Here is a 23686-nt window from a genome sequence, read left to right as displayed (position 1 = left end):
GCCGGGCGCGGGCGGCCTCAGGTCTCGTCCTTCGGGCGCAGGGTCAGCCAGATCAGCGCGCCGCCCGCAAGCGCGAGGAACGGCACCATGGCCATGTTGACGGCCATCCAGCCCTCTTGCGCCGAGCTGGCCGAGCAGTTCATCAGCCCGCCCGAGGCCAGCGAGGCCAGGGTGACGCCGCCGAAGACGAGGATATCGTTCATCCCCTGCACGGCGCCGCGCTCTTCGGGTCCGTGGGACTGCGCCAGCATCGCGGTCGCGCCGATAAAGCCGAAATTCCAGCCGATCCCCAGAAGGATCAGCGTCACCAGAAAGCTCTCGATCTCGACGCCGGTCAGCGCCACGGCACCCGCAGCGGCGAGGATCGCAAGCCCCAGCGCCACGATGGGCCGGGCGCCGAAGCGGGCGATCAGATGGCCGGTGAAGAAGCTGGGCACATACATCGCCAGCACATGGGCGGTGACGATATCGGCGGCGGTGCCGGTGTCGAAGCCGCAGCCCACGACCGCCAGCGGGGTCGAGGTCATCACCAGGTTCATCAGCGCATAGGACACCATCCCGCAGATGATGGCGACGGCGATGGCGGGATCGCGCAGCAGATCGGCCCGGCTCCGGCCCCGGTGATGCGCCGGATCGCGCGGCGGCGGGCGCGGGATGTCGAGAAAGGCAAACAGCAGGACGCCCGACAGGTTGATGCCGATGGCGACCAGATAGGTCCCGAGAAACGGGATCACCATCGCCTCGGCCGTCACCTTCACCAGCTGCGGCCCGAGGATCGCGGCCACCAGCCCGCCCGCCAGCACGTAGGAAATTGCCTTGGGCTGGAACGTGCCCTCGGCGGTGTCGGCGGCGGCGAAGCGGTAAAAGCCCTGCGCCGACATATAAAGCCCGGTCAGCAACGACCCGGCGAGGAAAAGCCCGAAGGACCCCTGGTAAAGCCCCAGCGCCGCGATGGCCGCCCCTGCCGCCCCACCGGCGATGCCCAGCAGAAACCCGGCCCGCCGCCCGGCGCGCTGCATGAAGCCCGACAGCGGCCCCGCCGACAGCATGGACCCCAGCACGATCAGCGAAATCGGCAGTGTCGCGAGACAGGGATTGGGCGCAAGCGTCTGCCCGGCCAGCCCGCCCACGGTGAAGATCATCGACATCTGCGCCCCCAGAAACGCCTGGGCCAGCACCAGAACGGTCACATTGCGCCGGGCGCGCCTGCTTTCGCGGGAGGGGGCGATATCCATGGTCATGGCCTCTGACCTAGCGCGGCGGCGTAAAGGGGGGAAGCCGCTATTTCGGCGACGTGCCGGGGCGCGGACGGGATGGCTCTTGGCGGGCGCGGCGCGCGGGCCTATCGTCCGGTCCATGGTGGGACGGATCATCGAAACCGAGGCCTGCGTGGCCGAAGGCGCGGCGCATCTTGTGGCGGTCGAGCCGCGCTTTGCCCAGGCTCTGGCGCTGACCGGGCCGCTGCCCTTGCGCCGCCGCAAGGACGGGTTCGAGGCGCTTCTGTCGGCCATCGTCAGCCAGCAGGTCTCGGTCGCGGCGGCCGATGCGATCTGGACCCGGATGAAGACCGCGCGGCTGACCGGCCCGCGCAAGATCCTGTGGGCCAGCGACGAGGATTTGCGCGCCTGCGGGCTCTCGCGCCAGAAGATCCGCTATGCGCGCGCGCTGGCGGGGGCGGGCATCGACTTCGCCGCGCTGCGCACCGAACCCACCGAAGAGGTCATCGCCACGCTGGTCGCGGTGCCCGGCATCGGTCGCTGGACCGCCGAGATCTACGCGATGTTCTCGCTTGGCCGGGCCGATGTCTTTGCGCCCGCCGACCTCGCGCTGCAGGAATCGGCGCGGCTTCTGTTCGACCTGCCCGACCGGCCCGGCGAACGCGCCCTGCGTCAGTTGGCCGAGCCCTGGGCACCCTGGCGGGCCGTTGCGGCGCGGGCGCTTTGGGCCTACTACCGGGTGGCCAAGGACAGGGAGGGGATCAGGTGACACGGGTGCTTGAATCGGGGCGCGCGGGTGCGGCCAGGGGCCGGACCGACCGTCTGGTGATCTTCCTGCACGGCTATGGCGCGAACGGGGCCGATCTGCTGGGGCTCGCACAGCCGCTGGGGCCGCATATGCCGGGCACGGCCTTTCTGGCCCCCGATGCGCCCGAGCGCTGCGAAGGTGTGCCCTTCGGCTTTCAGTGGTTCCCGATCCCCTGGATCGACGGCTCGTCCGAGGAACAAAGCGAAGCGGGCATGCGGTGCGCGGTCGACGACCTCAATGCCTGGCTCGACGCGGTGCTGGAAGAAGAAGGCGTCGCGCCCGAAAACGTCATTCTCTTCGGCTTTTCCCAGGGCACGATGATGGCGCTGCATGTCGCCCCGCGCCGTCCCGCGCCCGTCGCGGGCGTGGTGGGCTTTTCGGGCCGGTTGCTGGCGCCCGAGACGCTGGAGGACGAAGCCGTCTCGCGCCCGCCGGTTCTGCTGGTGCATGGCGATGCGGACGACGTGGTGCCCGTCGAATCCCTGCCCGAGGCCGGCAATGCGCTGAGCGGCGCGGGCTTCGAGGTCTATGCCCATGTGATGAAGGGCACGGGCCACGGCATCGCCCCCGACGGGCTGTCGGTCGCGCTGGCCTTCATGCGCGAGCGGCTGGGGATCGACGGGCTCGACTAGCCCGCCGGGTCCGCAGGTCAGCCGGGCGTCAGCCGACGACCCGGCCCGGCGCCGCGATCAGCTTCGGCACCGGGCGGCGATGGCCTCGCCTGCGGCCCTGGCCGAGGACCAGGCCCATTGGAAATTGTAGCCGCCCAGCCAGCCCGTGACATCGACCGCCTCGCCGATGGCGTAAAGCCCGGGAACGGCCGTGGCCTCCATGGTGCGCGAGGACAGCCCGGCGGTCGAAATGCCGCCCGCGGTCACCTCGGCCTTGGCATAGCCCTCGGTGCCGGTCGGGAAGAGCGTAAGACCGCCAAGCGCGGCGGCGGCGCGGTCGATCTCGGCATCGGAGGTGTTTCCAAGCTCGGTCCCGAACCCGATCCGGGCGGCCATCGCCTCGGCCAGCCGGTTCGGAAGCATCTCGCTCAGCGCGGCGCGGAGCCGGGCGCGGGGGGCCTTGTGCCGTGCCGCGCGCAGACGCTCGGCCGCGTTCTCGACCAGCGTCAGCGTCACCGGCGCGCCGGGTGTCCAGTAGGACGAGACCTGCAGGATGGCCGGGCCGGACAGGCCGCGATGGGTGAAAAGCGCGGCCTCGGTAAAACTGGCCGTGCCGACCCGCGCCGTCACGGGACAGGACAGCCCCGAAATGCCCGTCAGGTCCTGCGCATCGGGGCCCAGCGTCAGCGGCACCAGCGCGGGTCTTGGGGGCACGATGTCGAGCCCGAAGCGCCGGGCGATGTCATAGGCGATGCCGGTCGCGCCCATCTTGGGGATCGAGGGGCCGCCGGTGGCCAGCACCAGCTGCGGCGCCGTGGCGCCCGCCACGCGAAAGAGCCCGTCGCCATGGCCGATCTCGCCGATCGGGGTCGAGAGCCGGATCTCGACCCCGCCGCGGGCGCATTCGTCCAGCAGCATGGTCACGATCTGCCGGGCCGAGCCGTCGCAGAACAGCTGCCCCAGGGTCTTTTCGTGCCAGGCGATCCTGTGGCGCTCGACCAGCGCGAGGAAATCCCATTGGGTATAGCGGGACAGGGCCGATTTGGCGAAATGCGGGTTCTCGGACAGGTAATTGCCGGGGCCCGCGCCGGTATTGGTGAAATTGCAGCGCCCGCCGCCCGAGATCAGGATCTTCTTTCCGGCCGCCTCGGCGTGATCGAGCAGAAGCACGCGCGCCCCCGCCTGTCCGGCGGTGGCCGCCGCCAGAAGGCCGGCAGCCCCGGCTCCGAGGATGATCGCATCGTAAGTCATGCCGGTCCTCTAAGCCGCCCGGCCGGAGGGGAAAAGGACGAAATGAAGGGGGCGGGGGCGGCCTTGGGGCGACCTTGGGGCGGATGCCGGGCTTGCGGAACGGTCGATCCGGGGACGGCGGAAAGCGCGCCGCTCCGGGGCCTCGGCGAGGCCCCGGGCGCGTAGCTGTCGTTCAGAGATCCTTGCGGACGGTCTTCTTGCCGGTGATCATGGGCGTCACCAGGTTTTCGCCCTTCCACTTGGAATAGAAGGCGATGGCCGCGACGTGCAGCGCCACGAGCCCCAGCACCACCCAGCCCATCTGGATGTGGAATTTCAGCGCGGCGCGGGTGGTTTCGGAACCGACGTATTTCGCCAGCGGGCCGACATTGATGTAGTCGTCGGGGTCGACGAAAAGGCCCGATCCCGCCTGCAGCAGCAGCGCGCCCAGCAGGATGAAGACGAAAAGCCCGCCCACCGGGTTGTGCCCCGGCCAGTAGGACGGTTTCCGGCGGAACATCCCGAGGACGTATTTCAGGATGGAGAAGGGACCGTAGGCGAAGCTTGAGAACCGGGCATGCTCGGGGCCCCAGAGGCCCCAGAGCAGCCGGAACGCCAGAAGGCCAAGCACCGCATAGCCGAACCAGAAATGCAGGGTCATCTGGTCGGGGCCGAAATGCCCCAGGCCCCAGGCCGCGATGACAGAGATCGTCAAGGCCCATTTGAAGAGGCGCAGGAGCGGGTCCCAGATCCGGACGGTCTGCAGGGTTTCGGTGTCGGCGGGGGCGGTGCTTGTATCCTTCATGGTGCGATCCTCAGGTCAGTCTCAGTGCTTGGCGCGGTAGTCGTCGTGGCAGCCCTTGCAGGTGCCGCCGACTTGCTGCACGCCCTTGGCCAGTTCGCCCTTGTCGAGCCCGGCGACCTCGTTGAGGTTTTCGACCGCCTTCACGAAGGCCATGCCTTTTTCCTGAACGCCGGCCATGTCTTCCCAGATCTTCGGCAGCGCATCGGTGCGGCCGGGCATGTCGGCATTCGAGGTGCCGGGCATGTAGAGATGGCCGACATTGTAGCGGGTGAGGGTCAGCATGTTGTCGGCCGCGGTCTGCGCCTTGGCCCCGTCATAGTCGGTCTCGCCTTTGACCATCGACACGAGGGTGCCCATGTTGGCGCCGAGCAGACTGTAATAGCCTTGGCGGGCCTCGACGACGTCGTCCTTCACGTCGGCCGCCGAGGCCGCCAGCGGCAGCGCGGCCAGAGCGGCGGTCAGAAGAATCTTGTGCATTGCAGGTCTCCGTCCTGGGTTGCGGGTTTGGCTCATGTTCGCGCGCCGGTCTCTATAACGTGGAGCCGCGGATTTTCCGTTGCCAAAACCACGTCATTTTTCACAGAGGCCCTGTGCCGGAATGCGGTATTGCGCTGCGGGCCTCAGAACATATATCACCAAGTTGTCTTTTCTCGCCAGGTCTCTTCCTGCACCGCTGCACCGCCGCGTCCAGTGTCGCCCGGACGGTCGCTTTTCTGGCCGATCTAGTCCAGTCTCGCCTGTTCCAGAAACCTGTCGACGGCCTTCCATTGGCCGCGGGCGCCGCGCATCGCCGACGCCGCCGCGACCAGGGCCGCGAAGATCGCGCGCTGACGGCGGGCATAGAACAGGTGTTCGGGGTGCCACTGGACCCCCAGGGCAAAGGGATCGCGGCGCCGCTCGACCGCCTGGATCATGCCGCCCCGGTCGCGCGCCGCGACCTCGAGATGCTCGCCGAGCCGCGCCACGGCTTGTGAATGCAGCGCGTTGACCCGCATCGGGCGGGGGCCTGCGATCTGGGCCAGCCGGGTGCCGGGCAGGACGGTCACCGCCTTGCGCGGCAGGACGGTCCAGACCCGTTTCGAGGCGGTATAGGTGCCATAGGCGTCCTGGTCGAGCGTGCCGCCGAGCGCGACGTTCAGCATCTGCGCGCCCCGGCAGATCCCCAGAACCGGCTTGCCGCGGGCGATGGCGGCCTCGACCAGGCGCCGTTCCAGCGCGTCCCGCGCCGGGTCGAGCCGGGCCGAGGTCACCAGCTGCATGCCGTAGAGATCGGGCGAGATGTCGTCGCCGCCGCCGATGATCAGCCCGTCGACCCCGTCGATATCGGCGCTGCGCCCGGTGCCCCAGCGCACCCCGCGCCCGCCCGCAAGCCAGAGGTTGAAGGCCACCAGCGGGAACACACGCCATCCCGAGCGGGACGAGGTGGTCACCGCGATCAGCGGCCGGTCTTGGCGTCCGAACCGCATGCGCCGTCCCAAAGCTCCAGCCCGCAGAGAACCCGGTCGAGATGGTCGAACCAGTCCGACCGGGTGGTGGTCAGCGCCGCCCGGTAGTCGAGCCAGTCGGCGGCCAGCCCTTCCAGCGCGGCGGTGTCGGCGGCCAGCCGCTCGACCATCACCCAGCGGTTCCATTCATAGGCCAGCCGCCAGCCGGGTTCGTCGATCCGGCAATCGGGCAGGCGGTAATGGAAGGTGGGCCGCGCCCCGACCGCGTCGGCGCCGGGGCCAAGCGCCTGGGCCACCCGGTCGCCCGCGAGATGGGCAAGGCAGGGCAGCATGTCGAGCCCGCGGTTGCGGGTCGGCGTCTCGGCCAGATAGGCGTCGACGAAGTCGTCCCGCGACCAGCCGCGCCCGGCTGCGGCCAGCCGGTCGACGAAGCTGCGCGGATAGGGATCGACAAAGGGCAGAAGCCGCCGCGACGGGTCGATCGGGTCGGCCTTGCGCAGCCAGTCCTCGATCAGCGCGAAGGCCCGGACGACGGGCACCAGATCGGCGGCTTCGGGGCTGGCGATCTCGGGGTTCAGATGCAGCCCGAACCCGAGAAACATCCCCTCGCGGCTGCCCTGCGCACCCGCCGCGCGCAGCGCCCCGCGCAGCCGGTCCGCCTCGGGCAGCTGCTCGGGCGACAGGGGCGGGGTCACCACCTCGACCGGGACCACGGCGCGGCCAAGCTGCAACCCCAGATCGGCCAGGGCGCTGCCGGCCTTGTCGCGGAAGGCGGTGTCGAGGCAGATCGAGACCGCGCCCCAGCCGGTGGTGTCGACCTCGAGGTCATGGGCGGCGATCTCGCGCACCTTGCCGCCCAGCGTGCGCGAAACGACCTCGGCGGCCTCGGCCTCGGTCAGCCCGCCGAACTCGATCTCGATCCCGGCCCGCCGCGCCTGCCCGACGCGGGTCTCGCGCGGGCAGAGCGGCAGGAACCTGTCGCGCGGCACAAGTTGGGTGATGCCGTCCATATCCGCCTTTCGGTGTCGTCCCGACCTGCCGGGCGCCTCAAGTCAAGTCCCGGCCTGCCGGGCGCCCCAAGTCAAGTCCCGGCCTGCCGGGCGCCCCAAGTCAAGTCCCGGCCTGCCGGGCGCCCCAAGTCAAGTCCCGGCCTGCCGGGCGCCTCAAGTCAAGTCCCAGCCTGCCGGGCGCGCCGGATCAGACCCCGACGCGCGGGACGGGTCAGATCGAGAACGAGGTGCCGCAGCCGCAGGAGCTGGTGGCGTTCGGATTGTCGATCACGAATTTGGCGCCGATCAGCTCGCGGGTAAAGTCGATGGTCGCGTTCTGCAGAAACGGCAGCGATACCGAATCGACCACGACCTTTTCGCCCGCGCCCTCCAGCACCAGATCGTCCTCGGCGGGCGCATCCAGCGTGATTGAATATTGGAAACCCGAACAGCCGCCCCCCTCGACGGCGATCCGGAGCGCCTTGCCCTGTCTGGCGGCGCCGATTTCGGACAGGCGCGCATAGGCGCGCTCGGTAACCGTGGGCGGAAGCGTCAGGTCCATCTTGCGCGAATTCCCTCATGTCAATTCCGGTCCCCAGTGAATATATGACCCCACCTGACGGGAACAAGCGACGGAGCAGAGATGCTGGCGCCTTTTGCATGCAGACCTTCCGAAAGCCGCGGCCGGCTTTCCCCCGAGGAGGAAAGCGCCTTCCGGTCCTGCTTTCAGCGCGACCGCGACCGGATCATCCACTGTTCCGCGTTCCGGCGGCTGATGCACAAGACCCAGGTCTTCGTGGTCCATGAGGGCGACAGCTTCCGCACCCGGCTGACCCATACGATCGAGGTCGGGCAGGTGGCGCGGACCATGGCGAACGCGCTGGGGCTGAACGTGGAACTGGCCGAGGCGGTGGCGCTGGCCCACGATCTGGGCCACACCCCCTTCGGCCATACCGGCGAGGACGCGCTGGCCGCGCTGATGGCGCCCTATGGCGGCTTCGATCACAATGCGCAGGCGATCCGCATCGTCACCCGGCTGGAACGGCATTACGCCGATTTCGACGGGCTGAACCTGACCTGGGAGACGCTGGAAGGCATCGCCAAGCATAACGGGCCGGTGCCGCGCCCGCTGCCCTATGCGCTGGCCGAATACGACGCGCGCCACGACCTGGAACTTCACACCCATGCCAGCGCCGAGGCCCAGGTCGCGGCCATTGCCGACGACGTGGCCTACAACAATCACGACCTGCATGACGGGTTGCGGGCGGGGCTGTTCACCGACGAGGAACTCGCGGGGCTGCCGATCCTTGCCGACTGCTTCGCCGAGGTCGACGCGGCCTATCCCTCGCTCGATCCCAAGCGGCGGCGGCACGAGGCGCTGCGGCGGTTCTTCGGGGTGCTGGTCAGCGACGTGATCGACGGCGCGCGAGCCACGCTGGCCGGGGCCGCGCCCGGTTCGGCCGCCGAGGTGCGCGCGCTGGGGCGTCCGGTGATCGGCTTCTCGCCCGCGCTTTTCGCCGCGCTGCGCGAGATCCGCACCTTCCTGTTCCACCGCATGTATCGCGCGCCCCCGGTGGTGAAGATGCGGGCCGAGGTCACGAAGATCGTGCAGGACCTCTTTCCGCTTTATCTGGGCGATCCGGCGCTCTTGCCTGCCAAGTGGCGCGAGGATGTGGCGGCCGCGCCCGACGAGACGACGCTGGCGCGGATCGTGGCCGATTACATCGCGGGCATGACCGACCGCTTCGCGATGGAAGAACATGCGCGGCTGATCGGCCCGACCGTCAAGTCCGGTCCGGTCCCGCCCGGGCACGAGCACGCGTGAGCGGCCGCGCCCGTTGACCCCGCGCGCGTCCGTGATAAACCGCTCGCCAGCCGGAAAGGGACCGACCATGAACCTCTTCAACGATCTGCGCGCGCTGGTGATCGACTGTCTGGACGCGATGGCCGCCGCGGGCGAGCTGCCTGCGGGGCTCGACACCTCCAACGTCGCGGTCGAACCGCCGCGCGATGCCGCCCATGGCGACATGGCCACCAATGCCGCGATGGTGCTGGCCAAGCCCGCCGGACAGAAGCCGCGCGACATCGCCGAGAAACTGGCCGCGCGGCTGGCCGCCGATCCGCGCATCGCCACCGCCGAGGTGGCGGGCCCGGGGTTCCTGAACCTGCGGCTTGCACCTGCGGTCTGGCAGGGGCTGGTCGCGACGGTGCTGGGGCAGGGGGCCGGTTTCGGCCGTTCGGACATCGGTCAGGGCCAGAAGGTCAATGTCGAATTCGTCTCGGCCAACCCCACCGGCCCGATGCATGTGGGCCATGTCCGGGGCGCCGTGGTGGGCGATGCGCTGGCGAGCCTGCTCGACTTTGCCGGCTGGGATGTCACCCGCGAATATTACATCAACGACGGCGGCGCGCAGGTCGATGTGCTGGCGCGCTCGGCCTATGAGCGGTACCGCGAGGCCAACGGGCTTGAACCCGAGATCCGCGAGGGGCTGTATCCGGGCGATTACCTGATCCCGGTCGGCGCGGCGCTGAAGGAAAAATACGGGGCGAGCCTTCTCGACAAGGGAGAAGAGGACTGGCTGGCCGAGATCCGCGAGTTTGCCACCGGCATGATGATGGACATGATCCGCGAGGATCTGGCCGCCCTCGGCGTCACGATGGACGTCTTCTCGTCGGAAAAGGCACTGTACGGCACCGGCAAGATCGAGGCGGCGCTGGACCGGCTGAAGGGCATGGGCCTGATCTACGAGGGCGTTCTGGAACCGCCGAAGGGCAAGACCCCCGAAGACTGGGAACCGCGCGAACAGACGCTGTTCCGTTCGACCGCCCATGGCGACGACGTGGACCGGCCGGTGATGAAGTCGGACGGGTCCTGGACCTATTTCGCCCCCGACATCGCCTATCACTTCGACAAGGTCGAGCGCGGCTTCGACCAGCTGATCGACATCTTCGGCGCCGATCATGGCGGCTATGTCAAGCGGATGAAAGCGGCCGTCGCGGCGCTGTCCGGGGGCCGGGTGCCGCTCGACATCAAGCTGATCCAGCTGGTCAAGCTCTGGAAGAACGGCGAACCCTTCAAGATGTCCAAGCGCGCGGGCACCTATGTCACGCTGCGCGATGTGGTCGAGCAGGTGGGCCGCGACGTGACCCGCTTCGTCATGCTGACCCGCAAGAACGACGCGCCGCTGGATTTCGATTTCGACAAGGTGCTGGAACAGTCCAAGGACAACCCGGTCTTCTACGTGCAATACGCCCATGCCCGGGTGTGTTCGGTGCTGCGCAAGGCCGCCGGGGCGGGCATTGCCACAGACGACGCGACGCTGGCTGCCGCCGATCTGACGAAGCTCGACCACGAGGCCGAGATCGCGGTGGCGAAGAAGCTCGCGGAATGGCCGCGCCTGATCGAGATCGCCGCGCGCACCAACGAACCGCACCGGGTCGCGTTCTACCTGTACGAACTGGCCTCGGATCTGCACGCGCTCTGGAACCGCGGTAACGAACTGCCCGAATTGCGCTTCCTGCAGGAGGGCGACGCGGCCACAAGTCAAGCCAAAATCGCATTGGCCCGATCCGTGGCCGTTGTCATTTCCGCCGGTCTTGGTATTCTTGGCGTTACTCCGGTCGAGGAAATGCGCTGAAAAACAAGGCGCAATCCGTCCGGAGCGGCACAGGCAAGAACCAGAACCGGGCAGCCAAGCGCGCCTGGAAACGAGGCGGCAATGGCGGAAATCGATTTCAACGCAATGCGCGGGTCGGGGGGGCATGATGCCCCGCCCTCTCCGAAAACGATCCTGAACTGGGCCGGCGGTCTTGTCTCGCTGACCCTGATGGCGGGGCTTGTGACCTGGGGCTACCAGGTCGTCATGCGCGATGTCAGCGGGGTGCCGGTGATCCGCGCCCTCGAAGGGCCGATGCGGATCGCGCCCGACGATCCGGGCGGGCGGCAGGCCGAACATCAGGGGCTTGCGGTCAACCGCGTGGCCGCCCTGGGCGAGGCCGGACCGCCGGCCGACATGCTGCAACTGGCCCCGGCGCCGGTCGATCTGGCGGGCGACGACCGCCCGGTGATCGCGCCGCCGCCCGCCGAGGCGGCCGCCTATGCTGCGGCCGACGAGGCCGCGCCGATCCTCGCCTCGGTCGGGGGGGGCGCGACGCCGGTGCCCGATGCCGATGGCGGCGCGCTCTTTGAGGGCGACGACCTGTCCGCCGCGGCCGGTCCGGCCGCCGAAACGCTGGCTGCGGACGATGTCGAGGGGGCGACCGAGGCCGCTCTGCCGCTGCCCGCGGGGGCGTTGCGCCAGTCTCCGCGCCCGAGGACCCGCCCGCAGGAGGACTTTGCCGCCCGCGCCGCCATTGCCGCCGCCCGGGCCGCGATGACCGCGCCTGTCGCGACCGAGATCGCCGCCGAGAGCGTCGCGGTGGGGACAGCTCTGGTCCAGCTGGGTGCTTTCGACAGCGGCGACGAGGCGCGCGCGGTCTGGGACAGCCTCGCGAGCCAGCGCCGGTTCTCGGGCTTCTTCACCGACAAGACCCGGGTGATCCAGACCGTCGACCGCGGCGGCAAGACCTTCTTCCGGCTGCGCGCCTCTGGCTTTGCCGACATGGCGGCAGCCCGGCGGTTCTGCGCGGCGGTCTCGGCCGAGGGCGCGGATTGCATCCCGGTGGTGGCCCGGTGAATCACGGGGTCGGGGCCTTCATCGCCGGCTGTTCCGGCCCTTCTCTGACCCCGACCGAACGGGCCTTCTTTGCCCGGACCCGGCCCTTCGGGTTCATCCTCTTCGCCCGCAATATCGACGAGCCCGAGCAGGTCCGCAGCCTGACCCGCGATCTGCGGCAGGCGGTGGGCCGCAAGGCGCCGATCCTGATCGACCAGGAAGGCGGCCGGGTGCAGCGGCTGCGCCCGCCCCACTGGCGTCCCTGGGCGCCCGCGCTCGACCAGATCACCGTTGCGGGCCCGGCCCATGCGGCGCGGTCGATGTATCTGCGCGCGCGGCTGATTGCCTTCGAGCTGTCGATGCTGGGCATTGACGTCGACTGTGCCCCGGTTGCCGATATCGCCCGGCCCGAAACCCATGACATCCTGAAGAACCGCTGTTACGGGACCGAGCCCAAATCGGTGATCGCCTGTGCCAGGGCGACGGCAGAGGGGCTGCTGGAGGGCGGCGTGCTGCCCGTGATCAAGCATATCCCCGGCCATGGCCGCGCCACCGCCGACAGCCATCTGCGCCTGCCGCGGGTGAAGGCCAACTGGACCGCGCTGGAAGTGACCGACTTCGCCGTCTTCCAGGCGCTCGCGGGGATGCCGATGGCGATGACCGCGCATGTGGTCTATGACGCCATCGACCCCGATCTGCCTGCCACGATCTCGCCCAGGGCCATCGCGATGATCCGGCGCGGCATCGGCTTCGGCGGCTTCCTGATGTCGGACGACGTGTCGATGAAGGCGCTGAGCGGCACCATCGCCGAACGCTCCCGCGCCTCGATCCAGGCGGGTTGCGATGCGGTGCTGCACTGCAATGGCGACATGGCCGAAATGGAAGAGGTGGCCGAAGCCAGCGGCACGCTGACGGGCGCCGCCGCCGACCGCGCGGCCCGTGCGCTGGCCCGCCGCCGCCCGCCCCAGCCGATCGACGTGACGGCCGTCGCGACCGAGCTTTACGGACTTCTGGAGAAGGCCGCCCATGGCTGAGGGCCATGATCCCGAAACCGCCGACACGCCCGACGCCATCGCCGCGCGGCAGGCCGCCGAGGCGCTGATCGTCGATGTCGACGGCTTCGAGGGGCCGCTTGACATGCTGCTGATGCTGGCCCGGACCCAGAAGGTCGACCTTCGCAGGATTTCGGTGCTGCATCTGGCCGAACAGTATCTGGCCTTTGTCGAGACCGCGAAAAGCCTGCGGATCGAGCTTGCCGCCGATTATCTGGTGATGGCGGCCTGGCTGGCCTTCCTGAAATCGCGGCTGCTGCTGCCGCCCGACCCGACCGAGGACGGCCCCTCGGCCGAGGATCTGGCCGCGCACCTCGCCTTCCAGCTGGAACGGCTCGAGGCGATGCGGGGCGTTGCCGCCCGGCTGATGGCGCGCGACCGGAAGGGGCGCGACTTCTTCGGGCGCGGCATCCCCGAAGGGGTGGAACGGGTGCGGCGGGTGCAATACACTGCGACGCTGCTGGATCTGATGCAGGCCTATGCCCGGATCCGCACCAAGGACGACTTCCGGCCCTATGTGCTGGACCGGGACGCGATCTACACCATGGAAGAGGCGCTGGAGCGGATGCGGGGGCTGATCGGCTATGCGGGCGACTGGGTGGACCTTGTCACCTGGCTGCCGGAAGGCTGGCACGCCGATCCGGCCCGCCGCCGGTCCGCGACCGCCGCGCATTTCGCGGCCTCGCTCGAACTGGTCAAGCAGGGCCAGCTGGAACTGCGCCAGTCGGGCACCTTCGAGCCGATCCAGATCCGTCGGAAACCGCACTGATGCCCCAGCCCGACGGCCCGGAAGACGACGAAGAGGGCAGCCTCTTCGAGGCGCCGCCGCTCGGCGAGCAGGAACGCATGGTCGAGGCGATCCTCTTTGCCTCGGCCGAGCCGGTGCGGGTGGCCGACATGAACGCCCGGATGCCCCATGGCTGCGATGCCGCCCGGGCGCTCGAGGCGCTGCGCCGCCGCTACGAGGGGCGGGGGGTGCATCTGGTGCGGGTGGGCGAGTCCTGGGCCTTCCGCACCGCGCCGGATCTGGGCTTCCTGATGCAGAAGGAAACCGTCGAGCTGCGCAAGCTGTCGCGCGCGGCCATCGAGACGCTGGCGATCATCGCCTATCACCAGCCCGTCACCCGTGCCGAGATCGAAGAGATCCGGGGCGTTTCGGTCAGCCGGGGCACGGTCGACCAGTTGCTGGAGCTGGAATGGATCCGCTTCGGCCGTCGCCGGATGTCGCCCGGCCGCCCGGTGACCTATGTGGTGACCGAAACCTTCCTCGATCATTTCGGGCTGGAAAGCGCCCGCGACCTGCCGGGGCTGCGCGATCTGCGCGCCGCGGGCCTTCTGGACAGCCGCCCGATGCCCGGCACCGAGGAGGACGACACCGACGACGCGCAGGGCGACATGTTCGAGGACGAAAGCTGAGCCGCAGGTCGGCGCCCTGCGCCGGGTCGGGCTCGGCCCCCAGACCTGCTTGCGCCAGAGACGTGCCGCGCCAGTTGCCCTAGCGGTCGTGATCCCGGTCGCGATCCCGGCCCCGTTCGAGGGCGCGGCGGAAATGGGTCAGCACATGCACGCGCAGCGCCGAGGCCAGCCCGACATCGAGCCCCCGGCTTTCGTCGATCTCGGCGGCGAGCGCGTTGATGGCGATCCCGCGTTCGGCCGCGATCTCGCGCAGCGCGCGCCAGAATTCATCCTCCAGCGACACCGAGGTCCGGTGCCCCTTCAGCGTCAGCGACCGCTTGACCGGCCGCCCGCTCATGCCTCGTCGTCCGGGGTCCGCTTGTGGCCGTCAAGGGCGGCGCGGCCGCGGGCGGCATCACGCTCTTCCCGCGCCTTCTGCCCCTTGGTCCGGCCGAACCGGGCGGCGTTCTCGTCGGCCTCTGCCTTCTTCGCCGCCCGCTCGCGGGCCTTGCGCGCCTGACGCAGGTTGACCACGCCGCCCGTCATCGGGTCAGTCCTTCGGACCGATCATGTCTTCGGGCCGGACGATCCGGTCGAAGGTCTCGCCATCGACGAAGCCCAGCGCGATGGCCTCTTCGCGCAGCGTCGTGCCGTTCTTGTGCGCGGTCTTGGCGACCTTGGTGGCGTTGTCATAGCCGATGGTCGGTGCCAGCGCCGTCACCAGCATCAGGCTTTCCTTCATCAGCTTCTCGATCCGCGCGGTATTGGCCTTGGTGCCCACCACCATGTTGTCGGTGAAGGACCCCGCCGCGTCGCCCAGAAGCTGCATCGACTGCAACACGTTGTAGGACATCATCGGGTTGTAGACGTTCAGCTCGAAATGGCCCTGGCTGCCGGCAAAGCCCACCGCCGCGTCATTGCCCATGACATGGGCGCAGACCATGGTCAGCGCCTCGGCCTGGGTCGGGTTGACCTTGCCCGGCATGATCGAGGACCCGGGCTCGTTTTCCGGCAGGATCAGCTCGCCCAGACCGGACCGGGGGCCAGAGCCCAGAAGCCGCATGTCGTTGGCGATCTTGAAGAGCGACGCCGCCACCGTCTTCAGCGCGCCCGAGAACATCACCATGGCGTCATGCGCCGCCAGCGCCTCGAACTTGTTCTCGGCGGTGACGAAGGGCAGGCCGGTGATCTCGGCGATCTCGGCCGCGACGCGGGTGTCCCAGCCCTTCTTCGTGTTCAGCCCGGTGCCGACGGCGGTGCCGCCCTGGGCAAGTTCGTAGATGTCGGGCAGGCAGGCCTTGATCCGGGCGATGCCCTTCTCGACCTGCCGGGCATAGCCCGAGAATTCCTGGCCCAGCGTCAGCGGCGTCGCGTCCTGGGTGTGGGTGCGGCCGATCTTGATGATCGAGGCGAATTCGTCCGACTTGGCGGTCAGCGCCTCATGCAGCTTTTCCAGCCCCGGCAGCAGCACGTCGCGGGCGGTCATGCCGATGGCCACATGCATCGCGGTCGGGAAGGTATCGTTCGAGGACTGCCCCATGTTGCAGTGATCGTTCGGGTGCACCGGGTCTTTCGAGCCCTTGACGCCGCCCAGCATCTCGATCGCGCGGTTCGAGATCACCTCGTTGGCGTTCATGTTCGACTGGGTGCCGGACCCGGTCTGCCACACGACCAGCGGGAAGTTGTCGTCGAACCGGCCGTCGATCACCTCCTGCGCGGCGGCAACGATAGCCTCGCCCAGCTTGGGGTCGAGCCCGCCCTGGGCCATGTTGACCCGCGCGCAGGCCTTCTTGATGACGCCGAGCGCGCGAATGATCGCGACCGGCTGGCGTTCCCAGCCGATCGGGAAATTCTGGATCGAACGCTGGGTCTGGGCGCCCCAGTACTTGTCGGCGGGCACGTCGAGGGGGCCGAAGCTGTCGGTCTCGGTGCGGGTTTCGGTCATCGCAATCCTCCGGTCGAATTCGGTCCAGCTAATAGGCCGGGCCGGGCTCCGGAGCAATGCCCCCGACCCGGCAGGATCATCCGGGCGGGCCTATTTGCGGAACTTGTCGAGGCTGACCACCTGCGCCTCGCCCGGACCGGCAGTGCCGTCATGGGGTGCGGGGCTCGGCTGTTCGGGGCCGTCGTCGTCCTCGTCCTCATCCTCGTCGCTGTCCTGGGTCTCGAACCTCAGTCCGAACTCGACCGAGGGATCGACGAAGGTGCGGATCGCATCGAAGGGAATGTAAAGCGGCTCGGGGCTGTCGCCGAAATTCAGCGTGACCGAGAACCCGTCCTCGTCGACCGACAGATGGTCGTACCAGTGCTGCAGCACGACGGTGATTTCCGTCGGATAGCGCTGGCGCAGCCAGTCGGCCATCTGCGCCTCGGGATGAGTCGTGTCGAAGGTGATGAAGAAATGGTGGTCTCCGGGCAGACCGTCGGCAGCGACATCCGACAGCACCGTGCGGATCAGACCCCGCATGGCGGCATGCATCAGATTGCCATACTCGATCCGGTCGGACATCGCGGTGATACCTCTGGGTTGTGTTGCGCCCAGCATAGGGGATTCGACGGGCAGGGGAAGGGGGCGGATGCAATTGCCCTGGAACCCGCGCCCCGGAGAGCCCCGAAGAGCCCCGGAGAGTCGCAGAGCGGCGCGGGTGCGGCCCTGTCAGGTGGCCGGGACGTCCGGGCAAGACTGTCCCGGCGCAGGCCGTGCGGTGACCGGCCGGGGCGGGCCTCAGGCCAGCCGCTGACCGGTCATGCCCAGTTCCAGCGCGTCCTTCGGCAAAAGCCCGAGCTGCAGGAAAAGCCCGAGGAAATCCAAAGAGTTGTAGGCCTCGGCCACCTTGTCGCCCTCAAAGCGCAGCATGACCTGGCCGATCAGCCGGATCGGCTGCCCGTCACTCGGGCGCCGGGCCTCGAGCTCGATCAGCGCGGACAGCCAGTCGCCCGATTCGATCACCTTGGCCAGACGGAAGGACGGCTCGTCGACCAGATGCATCATCGCCTGGGCGAAGACGCTGAGATCGCCCGGGGTGACGGCAAGGCCCGGGAGCAGGCCCTGTTCCTGAAGATCGGGGGTGAACAGCGTCCCGACGGCGTCGAGGTCGCCTTCGAGATAGACCCTGCGATACCATTGTTCCAGACGTGCAGCCCGGTCCATGACGCCTCCTTCTGATGGCTCTTCGGGCCGGTCGGGGTGGGGGAACAGCCCGGCCTCGTGCCCCCGATTTCTGCGCCTGAAACCTTATCATGCCGTTAAGAGCAGCGGGCGGCGCGGGCAAGGGTTTGAAAAAGAGCGGTTTTGCGGCGCGGGTCGGGCTCAGCGGGTGCGCCGCCGCCGCCAGGCCTGCACCAGCGACAGGGCCAGCAGCCCGACCGTCGCCAGCACGAAGCCCGCGGCGATGGGGCGGTCGAGAAAGATCATCGGATCGCCCCGCCCGATCAGCAGGGCGCGGCGCAGGTTGGTCTCGATCAGCGGGCCGAGAACGAAGCCCAGCAGCAGAAGCGCCGGGCTGAAGCGCGCCAGCGCCAGCAGGTAGCCCGCAAGCCCGATGGCCGCCACCGCGAGGATGTCGAACGAGAGGCCCCGCACCGAATAGACCCCGAGGCACAGGAAGATCAGGATCGCCGGGTAAAGCCAGCGGAACGGGATGCGCAGCATCGCCACCCAGATCCCGATCAGGGGCAGGTTCAGCACCAGAAGCAGCAGATTGCCGATGCCGAAGCTCGCGACCAGCCCCCAGAACATCTCGGGGCGGGCCTCCAGCATCATCGGGCCGGGCTGCACCCCGTGAATGACCAGCGCCCCCAGCATCAGCGCCATGATCGGATCGCCCGGAATGCCCAGCGTCAGCGTCGGCACGAAGGCCGAGATCGCGGCGGCGTTATTGGCCGATTCAGGCGCCGAGACGCCCTCGATGGCGCCCTCGCCAAACCGTTCGGGGGTGCGCGACACCCGGCGTTCCAGCGCATAGGCCAGAAAGGACGACAGCGTCGAACCGGTGCCGGGCAGGGCGCCGAAGAAGCTGCCAAGCGCGCTGCCGCGCAGCATCGGCCCCGGCAGCCGTTTCAGGTCGTCGCGCCGGGGCAGAAGCTGGCGGCCGCCGATCTTTCCGGTCACGCCCTGCCGGTCCGGGTCGCGCACATTCGCGATCACCTCGGCCACGCCGAAAAGACCCATCGCCAGCGCCACCAGATTGATGCCGTCCAGAAGCTCGGTCCGGCCGAAGGTGAACCGCTGCACCCCCGAATTGACATCGGTGCCGACGCAGCCCAGCAGCAGGCCCAGCACCACCATGGCAAAGCCCTTGGCCGGGCTGGACGACCCGATGGTCGAGGCGGCGACCAGCCCGAGGATCATCATCGCGGCATAGTCCGCCGCGCCGAAAGCCGTGGCCGCGTGCGACAGCCACCCCGCCAGCGTCACCAGCACCGCGATGCCGATCATCGACCCCGCAAAGGACGAGGCCATGGCCGTGAACAGCGCGATGCCCGCCCGGCCCTGCCGCGCCAGCGGATAGCCGTCAAGCGAGGTCACCGCCGATTGCGGCGTGCCCGGAAGCCGCATCAGGATCGAGGCGACCGACCCGCCATATTGCGCGCCGTAATAGACCCCCGCCAGCATGATCAGCGCCGCTTCGGGGGTGATGTAATAGGTGATCGGCAGCAGCAGCGAAATCGCCGCCATCGCCCCGATGCCGGGCAGCACGCCGACGAAGGTGCCCAGCACCACGCCGATCACGCAATAGATCAGCACCGCGGGCTGCAACGCGAACCCGATGCCGTAAAGCAGCCCCTCCCAGGTCGTCATGGCAGGCGCGGCCAGAGGGGCAGGCTCATCCGAAGCCCGAGCCCGAAGACCAGCACCGTCAGCAGCGCGATGGCCGCCGCCAGCGCCAGCCGCCAGCCCCAGCCCGGACGCGGCGCCGGAAGCGAGGCGACCAGCACCGCCGCCGCCGTCGCGGCCACAAGACCGATCCGGAAAAGCCCGAGCCCGAAGACGAGGATCGCGGCCAGCACGGCAAGGGCTGCCAGCGGCTCGATGCCGGGCGCGTCCGACCGGCGCCGCAGCGCGGGCAGGGCCACGACGAGGCCAAGCACGGTCAGAAGCCCGCCGAGGACGGCGGGAAAGAACCCAGGCCCCATCCGGCGCAGGGTGCCGATGTCATATTGCGCAAGCGCCCAGCCCGCCGCCGCCGCGCCAATCGCGGCGAGGGCGAGCCCGCCCAGGATATCGGGCCAGTCCCTGTGCATCGGGTCCCTGTGCATCGGCGCGCGCGTCTCAGGGCTTGGCCGCGACCCGGTCGATCACCGCGCCCCACATGGCGGTGTCGGCCGCGATCCGGTCGGCCAGATCCCCGGGCGTGCCGGGCGCGGCCTGCCAGCCGATGGCCAGCAGCTTCTGTTGCACCTCGGGGTCGGCAAGGATCGCGCCAATCTCGGTGTTCAGCCGCGCGATGATGGCCGGGTCGGTCCCGGCGGGCGCGATGAAGGCGTTCCAGAGCTCGGCCCGGAAATCGTCGGACAGTCCGGCCCGGCCGGCCAGAACCGGCACGTCGGGGGCCTGCGGGAAGGGCTTGGCCGAGGTGATGCCCAGCATCCGCATCCGTCCCGCCTCGACCTGCGGCAGCGCGGCCGAGGGCGCCATGAAGCCCGCATCGATCTCGCCGCCGACGATCGAGGTGGTCACTTCGGCATAGCTGGTGAAGGGAATGTGAAGCAGGCTGACGCCCGCGGCATCGGCGAACAGCTCGGCCGTCAGATGCGCACCCGACCCCTGGCCAACCGACCCGTAGCTGAGAAACTCGGGCTCGGTCCCGGCCGCCGCGACGAAGCTTTCCACATCGGTGAAGTCCGACCCGGCCGAGACCGCCAGCACCAGCGGCGAGGTCGCGATCAGCGTGACCGGGGCGATGTCGGTGGCGACGTCATAACCCGTCGATTTCATCAGCCGCGCGGCCGTGGTCAGCGGGCCGTTGATGGTGGTGGCAAAGCTGAGGCCGTCGCCGGCATTGGCCAGCATCTGCTGGATGCCGATGACCCCGCCCGCGCCGGGCTTGTTCTCGACCACGACGGGCTGTCCCAGCCGCTGGGCCAGGGGCTCGGTGACGATCCGGGTCAGCGTGTCGGGCGAGGACCCGGCGGGGAAGCCCACATAGACATGAAGCGGCGCGGCGGGCCAGGCGTCCTCGGCGGCGGCAGCGGTGGGAAGGGCGGTCAGAGCCACGGCGCAGGCAAGCGCGGAACGGCGCGTCATCCGAAGGGTCACGGGGTCTCTCCTTTAGGGTCGGCGCCAAAGGACACGATCCGGCGGCGCATTTCAACCGCGTTCCTGCCGCGTTCTTCGGGGGCGGAGCGAGGGCCGCAACCGGCAGGGTGACGATGCGGCGGGGCCTGCGCCCGACCGGGGGCCAGGGCCGTTTGTCCGGGGCGGGGCGGGCAGGGCGGAACGGATCGTCCTGTGGCCCCGGGGCGGGCGGAATGGTCTTGGCCCGGGCAACGGCGCGTCGGGAGGCGGTTCTTATTCGGCCATTCGGGGCCGCTTTCTCGCGCGCCCGGGGCTCTGTGGGGTTGCGTCCGCTGCGGCTTTGGGGCACCCGACAGCCCGGACAGTGACAGCGGAACGGGACGGCATGACCGGGGCGACGATCAGCTTTGAAGGCGTGGGCAAATCCTATGCCGGTGGAGGGAAGGGGCAGGTCACGGCCCTGAGCGATGTCACGCTCAGCGTGGCGCCGGGCGAGATCTGCGGCATCATCGGCCGGTCGGGCGCGGGCAAGTCGACGCTTCTGCGCATGGTCAACGGGCTCGAACGCCCCAGCACGGGGACCGTCACCGTGGGCGGGCGCGATGTCGGCCGGGCGCGCGGCGCGGCCCTGCGGGCAATCCGCCGCGACGTGGGCATGATCTTCCAGCATTTCAACCTGCTGTCCTCGCGCACGGTGCATGGCAATATTGCCCTGCCGCTGGAAATCGCGGGCGTGCCCTCGGCCGAGATCGGCCCCCGGGTCCGCGACCTGATCGCCCGGGTCGGGCTCGAGGCGCAGGCCGACCGCTATCCGGCCGAGCTGTCGGGCGGGCAGAAACAGCGTGTGGGCATCGCCCGGGCGCTGGCCACGCAACCCAAGGTGCTGCTGTCGGACGAGGCGACCTCGGCGCTCGACCCCGAAACCACGCGGACGGTGCTGGAGCTTCTGCGCGACATCAACCGCGATCTGGGGCTGACGATCCTGCTGATCACCCATGAGATGGCCGTCGTCCGCGACATCGCGACCCATATGGCGGTGATCGACCAGGGCCGGATCGTCGAGGCGGGCGCGACCTATGACATCTTCGTCACGCCGCAGCATCCGACGACGCGGTCCTTCCTGTCGGGCGTGACCGGGATCACCCTGCCGGGCTTCATCGCGGGCCGCTTGACCGAGGCCCGGCCCCACGGCCCGGCCGAAGAGATCGTCCGCATCACCTTTGCCGGGGCGCATGCGACCGATCCGATGCTGGCGCGGATGACGGCCGAGCGGGGCATCGCCGTCAACATCCTGGCCGGTGCCATCGAAGAGATCGGCCCCCGGCCCTTCGGCAACCTGCTGGTCGCCATCGACGCCGGGCGGGCGGCCGAGGCGCGCGACTATCTCAACCGCCACGGGCTTTCGACGGAGGTGCTGGGCTATGTCGGCTAACCTGATCGGGCTGTTGGTCGAGGCCACGCTGCAGACGCTTTACATGGTGTCGGTGTCGGCGCTGCTGGGCACGGTTTTCGGCCTGCCGCTGGGCGTGTTCCTGGCCACCTCGCAACGCGGCGAGCTGCTGTCGGCACCGCTCGTCAACAAGGCGCTGGGGCTTGTCGTCAATGCCGCGCGCTCGGTGCCCTTCATCATCCTCGTCGTGGCCATCATCCCCTTCACCCGGGCGCTGGTCGGCACCTCGATCGGCACCGATGCCGCCATCGTGCCCCTGACCATCGCGGCGACGCCCTTCATCGCCCGGCTGGTCGAGAACGCGATCCGCGAGGTCGATGCGGGCCTGATCGAGGCCGCGCGTGCGATGGGCGCGACGCCCTTGCAGATCATCCGCAAGGTGCTCCTGCGCGAGGCGCTGCCGGGCATCGCGCTTGGGCTCACGCTCGCCGTGGTCAGCCTGATCGGCTATTCGGCCATGGTCGGCGCGGTCGGCGGCGAGGGGCTGGGCGATCTCGGCATCCGCTACGGCTATCAGCGATTCATGCCCGACGTGATGCTGGCCGTCGTCGTCATCCTGATCGTGCTGGTGCAGATCGTGCAATCGGCCGGCGAATGGATCGCCGCCCGGGTCGACCGCCGCGCGCCGCGCAACCGCGGCCACTGAATGTTCGCAGACAAGAAAGGAACCGTTCCATGCTGCGTCTGATCCCTCTCGTTTCCGCCCTGGCCCTGTCGGCCGCCGCGGCGATGGCCGATGATATCCGTGTCGGGGTCTCGCCCGGCGAACATGCCGAGATCATGGAAGAGGTGGCCAAGGTCGCCGCCGGTGCCGGGCTGACTATCGACGTGGTCGAGTTCTCCGACTATGTCGTGCCGAACCAGGCGCTGGCCGATGGCGATCTCGACGCCAACAGCTTCCAGCACCGCCCCTATCTGGAAAACCAGATCAAGGATCGCGGCTTCGATCTGGTCGAGATCGCGACCACCATCACCACGCCCATGGGGGTCTATTCCGACAAGATCGAGGATCTGGCCGCGCTGCCCGAAAAGGCCAAGGTCGCGATCCCGAACGATCCGACCAATGGCGGCCGGGCGCTGCTGCTGCTGCAGGATCTGGGGCTGATCAGCCTGGCCGAGGGGACCGGGCTGGTGCCCAGCCCGCTGGACGTTCAGGACAACCCCAAAGGGTTGAAATTCCTCGAACTGGACGCGGCCCAGCTGCCGCGCGCGCTGGCCGATGCCGATATCGCGGTGATCAACACCAACTACGCCATCGCCGCGGGTCTCAGCCCCAAGGACGATTCCATCGCGATGGAGAAGGCCGAAAGCCCCTATGTGAACATCATCGTCGTGCGCGACGGCGATCAGGACCAGCCCTGGGTCAAGACCCTGGTCGAGGCCTATCACAGCCCCGAAGTGAAAAGCTTCATCGACGAAAAATATCACGGCGCGGTGCTGACCAGCTGGTGATCCGCCCCGGCGGACCCGCCGCGCGGGTGCCGTGACGGCCGCCAGAGGACAGGACGGCGGCTCCCGGATCGCGGGGGCCGCCGTTGCTGTCTTCGGTCAGGGCGCTGTCGGGCAGATCGGCTTTGGCGCGCGGCACAGGCCGGTCGGGCTGGCGGCGGACCGCGTCCCTCATGCCGGGATTTCGGCGCTCTCCTGGATGTCCTCCGACGCGAGACTGACGCGGTCCGTTCAGGACGTCGCCGCTGGCCCGAGGCGAAAACCGCGCCGTTTTGCAAGTGCAGGGCCTGCGAAGGGTTTTCCCGCAGCGCGGCGCAATGCGATTGCGGCTGACGCTTGCCG

Annotated in this window: 26 protein-coding genes; 11 read left to right on the top strand and 15 right to left on the bottom strand. The window is 69.1% G+C overall.

Annotated elements, in window-relative coordinates; all coding sequences use genetic code 11:
• Window positions 1-17: 17 nt before the first annotated feature.
• On the bottom strand, window positions 18-1235 hold the full coding sequence (locus tag DSD19_RS12440; protein WP_371412598.1) for an MFS transporter: 1218 nt from the start codon (window positions 1233-1235) through the stop codon (window positions 18-20).
• A gap of 121 nt (window positions 1236-1356) precedes the next feature.
• On the opposite strand from DSD19_RS12440, the gene DSD19_RS12435 reads away from it, so the two are divergent.
• Entirely contained in the window at window positions 1357-1986 is a 630-nt protein-coding gene (locus DSD19_RS12435; protein ID WP_113669911.1) for a DNA-3-methyladenine glycosylase, read from the top strand.
• Window positions 1983-2657 carry an alpha/beta hydrolase gene (locus tag DSD19_RS12430; RefSeq protein ID WP_113669812.1) on the top strand — a complete coding sequence of 225 codons (675 nt, stop codon included), beginning with the start codon at window positions 1983-1985 and terminating at the stop codon, window positions 2655-2657. Before DSD19_RS12435 ends, DSD19_RS12430 begins: the two co-directional genes overlap by 4 nt.
• Window positions 2658-2714: 57 nt before the next feature.
• Here DSD19_RS12430 and DSD19_RS12425 read toward each other — a convergent pair whose 3' ends face one another.
• From DSD19_RS12425 to DSD19_RS12400, 6 genes are all read right to left on the bottom strand, one after another.
• Entirely contained in the window at window positions 2715-3887 is a 1173-nt protein-coding gene (locus DSD19_RS12425; RefSeq protein ID WP_113669811.1) for an aminoacetone oxidase family FAD-binding enzyme, read from the bottom strand.
• A 172-nt stretch (window positions 3888-4059) separates the two neighbouring features.
• Window positions 4060-4671, bottom strand: a complete 612-nt coding sequence (locus DSD19_RS12420; protein WP_113669810.1) for a cytochrome b/b6 domain-containing protein — start codon at window positions 4669-4671, stop codon at window positions 4060-4062.
• Between the two features lie 21 nt (window positions 4672-4692).
• Window positions 4693-5148: a cytochrome c gene (locus tag DSD19_RS12415; RefSeq protein ID WP_075786297.1), complete on the bottom strand. Its 456-nt coding sequence runs from the start codon at window positions 5146-5148 to the stop codon at window positions 4693-4695.
• A 245-nt stretch (window positions 5149-5393) separates the two neighbouring features.
• Window positions 5394-6137 carry a gamma-glutamyl-gamma-aminobutyrate hydrolase family protein gene (locus DSD19_RS12410; RefSeq protein ID WP_113669809.1) on the bottom strand — a complete coding sequence of 248 codons (744 nt, stop codon included), beginning with the start codon at window positions 6135-6137 and terminating at the stop codon, window positions 5394-5396.
• The gene (locus DSD19_RS12405) at window positions 6107-7126 is read right to left on the bottom strand and encodes an amidoligase family protein (RefSeq protein ID WP_113669808.1); all 1020 of its coding nucleotides are present in this window, start codon (window positions 7124-7126) and stop codon (window positions 6107-6109) included. Before DSD19_RS12405 ends, DSD19_RS12410 begins: the two co-directional genes overlap by 31 nt.
• A gap of 211 nt (window positions 7127-7337) precedes the next feature.
• A complete protein-coding gene (locus DSD19_RS12400) occupies window positions 7338-7661 on the bottom strand; it encodes an iron-sulfur cluster assembly accessory protein (RefSeq protein ID WP_165828127.1) in 324 nt (107 codons plus the stop codon).
• 87 nt (window positions 7662-7748) lie between these two features.
• Between DSD19_RS12400 and DSD19_RS12395 the strand changes: the two genes are divergently transcribed.
• The 6 genes from DSD19_RS12395 to scpB all read left to right on the top strand — a co-directional run bounded on the left by DSD19_RS12395 (window position 7749) and on the right by scpB (window position 14228).
• Window positions 7749-8930 carry a deoxyguanosinetriphosphate triphosphohydrolase gene (locus DSD19_RS12395; protein WP_113669806.1) on the top strand — a complete coding sequence of 394 codons (1182 nt, stop codon included), beginning with the start codon at window positions 7749-7751 and terminating at the stop codon, window positions 8928-8930.
• Window positions 8931-8997: 67 nt separating this feature from the next.
• Entirely contained in the window at window positions 8998-10743 is a 1746-nt protein-coding gene (gene argS, locus DSD19_RS12390) for an arginine--tRNA ligase (RefSeq protein ID WP_113669805.1), read from the top strand.
• An 81-nt stretch (window positions 10744-10824) separates the two neighbouring features.
• The gene (locus DSD19_RS12385; RefSeq protein WP_113669804.1) at window positions 10825-11781 is read left to right on the top strand and encodes an SPOR domain-containing protein; all 957 of its coding nucleotides are present in this window, start codon (window positions 10825-10827) and stop codon (window positions 11779-11781) included.
• The gene (nagZ, locus tag DSD19_RS12380) at window positions 11778-12794 is read left to right on the top strand and encodes a beta-N-acetylhexosaminidase (protein ID WP_243627940.1); all 1017 of its coding nucleotides are present in this window, start codon (window positions 11778-11780) and stop codon (window positions 12792-12794) included. Before DSD19_RS12385 ends, nagZ begins: the two co-directional genes overlap by 4 nt.
• Window positions 12787-13581, top strand: a complete 795-nt coding sequence (locus tag DSD19_RS12375) for a ScpA family protein (RefSeq protein WP_113669802.1) — start codon at window positions 12787-12789, stop codon at window positions 13579-13581. Before nagZ ends, DSD19_RS12375 begins: the two co-directional genes overlap by 8 nt.
• Window positions 13581-14228 (top strand): SMC-Scp complex subunit ScpB, encoded by a 648-nt coding sequence (gene scpB / locus DSD19_RS12370; protein WP_075786304.1) that lies wholly within the window; start codon window positions 13581-13583, stop codon window positions 14226-14228. Before DSD19_RS12375 ends, scpB begins: the two co-directional genes overlap by 1 nt.
• A 79-nt stretch (window positions 14229-14307) precedes the next feature.
• On the opposite strand, the gene DSD19_RS12365 is transcribed toward scpB, so the two are convergent.
• The 8 genes from DSD19_RS12365 to DSD19_RS12330 form a co-directional block, all read right to left on the bottom strand.
• The gene (locus DSD19_RS12365) at window positions 14308-14565 is read right to left on the bottom strand and encodes a ribbon-helix-helix domain-containing protein (RefSeq protein WP_113669801.1); all 258 of its coding nucleotides are present in this window, start codon (window positions 14563-14565) and stop codon (window positions 14308-14310) included.
• Window positions 14562-14753 (bottom strand): DUF4169 family protein, encoded by a 192-nt coding sequence (locus DSD19_RS12360; RefSeq protein ID WP_113669800.1) that lies wholly within the window; start codon window positions 14751-14753, stop codon window positions 14562-14564. The genes DSD19_RS12365 and DSD19_RS12360 overlap by 4 nt, the downstream gene beginning before the upstream one ends.
• A gap of 4 nt (window positions 14754-14757) precedes the next feature.
• Complete coding sequence (gene fumC / locus DSD19_RS12355) at window positions 14758-16152, bottom strand: class II fumarate hydratase (RefSeq protein WP_113669799.1); 1395 nt, start codon at window positions 16150-16152, stop codon at window positions 14758-14760.
• A gap of 90 nt (window positions 16153-16242) precedes the next feature.
• Window positions 16243-16716, bottom strand: a complete 474-nt coding sequence (locus DSD19_RS12350) for an SspB family protein (protein ID WP_075786308.1) — start codon at window positions 16714-16716, stop codon at window positions 16243-16245.
• 216 nt (window positions 16717-16932) lie between these two features.
• Window positions 16933-17358, bottom strand: a complete 426-nt coding sequence (locus DSD19_RS12345; protein WP_075786309.1) for a nuclear transport factor 2 family protein — start codon at window positions 17356-17358, stop codon at window positions 16933-16935.
• 159 nt (window positions 17359-17517) lie between these two features.
• Entirely contained in the window at window positions 17518-19008 is a 1491-nt protein-coding gene (locus DSD19_RS12340) for a tripartite tricarboxylate transporter permease (protein WP_113669798.1), read from the bottom strand.
• Window positions 19005-19451, bottom strand: a complete 447-nt coding sequence (locus DSD19_RS12335) for a tripartite tricarboxylate transporter TctB family protein (RefSeq protein ID WP_165828122.1) — start codon at window positions 19449-19451, stop codon at window positions 19005-19007. The genes DSD19_RS12340 and DSD19_RS12335 overlap by 4 nt, the downstream gene beginning before the upstream one ends.
• A 28-nt stretch (window positions 19452-19479) precedes the next feature.
• Window positions 19480-20466: a tripartite tricarboxylate transporter substrate binding protein gene (locus DSD19_RS12330; protein WP_133260428.1), complete on the bottom strand. Its 987-nt coding sequence runs from the start codon at window positions 20464-20466 to the stop codon at window positions 19480-19482.
• Window positions 20467-20830: 364 nt separating this feature from the next.
• Between DSD19_RS12330 and DSD19_RS12325 the strand changes: the two genes are divergently transcribed.
• From DSD19_RS12325 to DSD19_RS12315, 3 genes are read left to right on the top strand one after another with little or no spacing between them, the layout of a single operon-like run.
• A complete protein-coding gene (locus tag DSD19_RS12325; RefSeq protein ID WP_113669795.1) occupies window positions 20831-21877 on the top strand; it encodes a methionine ABC transporter ATP-binding protein in 1047 nt (348 codons plus the stop codon).
• A complete protein-coding gene (locus DSD19_RS12320; RefSeq protein WP_075786314.1) occupies window positions 21867-22541 on the top strand; it encodes a methionine ABC transporter permease in 675 nt (224 codons plus the stop codon). The genes DSD19_RS12325 and DSD19_RS12320 overlap by 11 nt, the downstream gene beginning before the upstream one ends.
• Before the next feature lie 29 nt (window positions 22542-22570).
• Window positions 22571-23347 carry a MetQ/NlpA family ABC transporter substrate-binding protein gene (locus DSD19_RS12315; RefSeq protein WP_113669794.1) on the top strand — a complete coding sequence of 259 codons (777 nt, stop codon included), beginning with the start codon at window positions 22571-22573 and terminating at the stop codon, window positions 23345-23347.
• Window positions 23348-23686 lie beyond the last annotated feature (339 nt).

It is taken from the genome of Rhodovulum sp. BSW8 (genome assembly GCF_003314725.1).
GTDB lineage: Bacteria > Pseudomonadota > Alphaproteobacteria > Rhodobacterales > Rhodobacteraceae > Rhodovulum > Rhodovulum visakhapatnamense.
Note: the sequence above shows the minus strand (reverse complement) of the source record. Positions and strands in the feature narration are given on the sequence as shown.